Source organism: Achromobacter sp. (assembly GCF_036567245.1).
In the GTDB taxonomy this organism is placed as follows: Bacteria; Pseudomonadota; Gammaproteobacteria; order Burkholderiales; family Burkholderiaceae_B; genus Achromobacter.
The window spans coordinates 1-2,495 of sequence record NZ_DATCUY010000643.1; the positions used below are offsets into that span (position 1 = coordinate 1).

The 2,495-nt window shown below is 66.3% G+C and carries 2 protein-coding genes and 1 pseudogene; all 3 read left to right on the forward strand.

Going from position 1 to position 2,495, the window contains the following annotated elements; genetic code table 11:
- Positions 1 to 144: 144 nt before the first annotated feature.
- Positions 145 to 435, forward strand: a complete 291-nt coding sequence (locus tag VIR09_RS27170) for a hypothetical protein (protein ID WP_332015690.1) — start codon at positions 145 to 147, stop codon at positions 433 to 435.
- 15 nt (positions 436 to 450) lie between these two features.
- Positions 451 to 2,079 (forward strand): PepSY-associated TM helix domain-containing protein, encoded by a 1,629-nt coding sequence (locus VIR09_RS27175; RefSeq protein ID WP_332015691.1) that lies wholly within the window; start codon positions 451 to 453, stop codon positions 2,077 to 2,079.
- A gap of 78 nt (positions 2,080 to 2,157) precedes the next feature.
- A pseudogene (locus tag VIR09_RS27180) lies at positions 2,158 to 2,495 on the forward strand (esterase); the annotation flags it as partial.

Here is a 2,495-nt window from a genome sequence, read left to right on the forward strand (position 1 = left end):
TGCTGCTGGCATCGGGCGGCTGGGGCTGCCTGCGCGCATTCTCTGCCGTCGCGGCCGTGTTCGTGTTCTGCACGGCCCTGATGCTGTTTTTCAGCTTGATCCCCTACCTGGGCGTGCTGGCAGCCTCACACCGAAGCGATACGCATGAAGCCCGCTAAACCCGCGCCGATCCGGCGCGACTGGATATCCAAGAGCCTGGCTGGCGCGTTGCTCGGCTTCGCGCTGGCCATGGGCGCCAGCGCGGCGCTTGCCGCGTTGACTGCCGACGTTCCTTTGGCAACGCGCTCGCAGCTGGCCATGTGGCTGGTGCCGCCGGTCTGGCTCGGCATTGCCAGCACCGTTTACTTTTTCGCCAGCGGCCTGCGCGCCTGGATCTGGCTGGGCGGCGCCTGCGTGCTGCTCTATGGCGGGCTGGTTCTTGCCAAGGCGATCTGAGGAGGGCCCGCGACGATGAGAGCCGACTACATACGCATCTACAAATCGGTCCATACCTGGACGGGCATCCTGACAGGCATGGCGCTCTTCATCGCCTTCTATGCCGGCGCGCTGACGGTGTTCAAGGAGCCCCTGACCCGTTGGGCAACGCCGCCCGCGGCCGTCGCACCCGTGCCGCTGAACGAGGCGCCAGGCCTCATCGCCAGAACGCTTGCGGCGCGGCCGGACGTGGCCAAGGGATTCAGCATCCATCTGCAGGATGCCGAGCACGTGCCGGCCCGTATGGCCTGGGAAGTCCGCGAAGGGCAGGCCGACGATCATGACGAATCGTCGCTCCGTCACTACGTGGCCTATGTGGATCCGGGCGGTGAACTGCGGCTGGAGGAGTCCGCGCCCAGCGGGCTGATGCCGTTCATCGACGTACTCCACCGCGTGGTAGGCCTGCCCGCGGATAGTGATCCCAACCGTTGGTTCATGGGCATCGTCGCTTCGCTTTATGCAATCGCGCTGGTGTCTGGGGTGATCGTGCTGCTGCCGTCGCTGGTCAAGGACTTCTTCGCCCTGCGGGTCGGCAAAAACCTGAAGCGCATGTGGCTGGACGCGCACAACGTGGTGGGTATCGTCTCATTGCCTTTTCACATCATCATGGCGTTGAGCTCCGTGGTGTTCGCGTTTCACGACGGCATCTACGACTTGCAGGACAAGCTGATATACGAAGGCAAGCTGGAATCGGTCTTCCAGCGGTCCGGTGGCGGCGCACCGGGCGGAGAGACCAGGAATCCTGCAGACATGCTGACGCCCCGGGAACTGCTGGCCCAGGCGCGTGAGTTGGCGCCGGGCTTCGTGCCCGACACATTGCAGTATCAGCAAGTCGCCGGCCCGCGCGCCATCGTGCGCGTCTGGGGCAGGGACGACAGCGCGGTATCGCCACGCGCGCGGGGCGGCTTCGTGGCGCTCGATCCTTACACCGGGAAGGTGCTCAATCGCGACTATCTGCCGGGCGGGCAGGACGCGCCCAACCTTTGGGTCAGCAGTTTCTTCGCGCTGCACATGGCTTCCTTCGGCGGTGCGGCGGTGCAGTGGCTCTACTTCCTGCTGGGGTTGGCGGGCGCATGGCTGTTCTATAGCGGCAACCTGCTGTGGATAGAAACGCGCCGCAAGCGCGCCAACCGGCAGACCGGCGAGGTTCCGGTGCAGCGGTTGGACACACGGCTGATGGCGTCCGCGACCGTGGGCGTCTGCCTGGGATGCGTGTGCGGCATTTCGTTGATGATGGCCGCGTCCAAATGGTTGAGCGGGCATGTCGGCGATCTAAATGCCTGGCTCCAGGGGCTGTACTACGCGGCGTTCTTTGCCAGCTTGGCCTGGGCTTTCCTGCGCGGGGGCGCGGCCGCGGGCGTACACCTGCTATGGCTGGCGGCAGCGTTGACGCTGGCGATACCGGCGACCTCGCTGGTGGGCGGCCTGCTTCCCGCCTCCGGGCTTTGGGCGCACACGTCGGCCGCGGCGCTGACAGTGGATGCGACGGCATTGGCGGCAGCGCTGGCGTTTGCCTGGATGGCAAAGGCCTGCGCGCGCAGGATCGGGCGGGGCGAGGCCGACAGCGCGTGGGCGCCGAGACGGCTCGCTGAGCGTGAGGGATAGCGGATCGCGGCGAATGCGCCATGAACCAATGAACGGATGAATATGCGTAAAAAGAACAGATTGAAATGGCGGGATTGGATGTCGTCGGCGACGCTGGCGGTCTCGATGGCCGTCGTGACGCCGGGCTTGGCCATGGCGCAGTCCAAGCAGGGCGCCGTGACGCCCGAGGCCCACGTGGACGAGCGGATTTCGCTGCAGAAGGGTGAGTTCCTTGCGGGTACCTGGGCCGCCGATTCCGGCGTGACCCTGGATCTGTTGGACAGCGCCGGCCAGCACGTGCGCCGACTGAGCGACCGGGAAAAGCCGGCCGGAGCGTTGATGCTGGTGGCGCCGGAGGACGGCTTCTACACGGTGCGCGCGCGGGGGCAGGGCGTGTTCCGGTGGGCCGTGACGGAACGTCTGCCCCTTGCCGACCA

Bases quoted from the DNA above. Each gene is read 5' to 3' on its own strand.
- VIR09_RS27170 (WP_332015690.1), top strand. From the start codon at position 145: ATGAAGCCCGCTAAACCCGCGCCGATCCGGCGCGACTGGATATCCAAG.
- VIR09_RS27175 (WP_332015691.1), top strand. From the start codon at position 451: ATGAGAGCCGACTACATACGCATCTACAAATCGGTCCATACCTGGACG.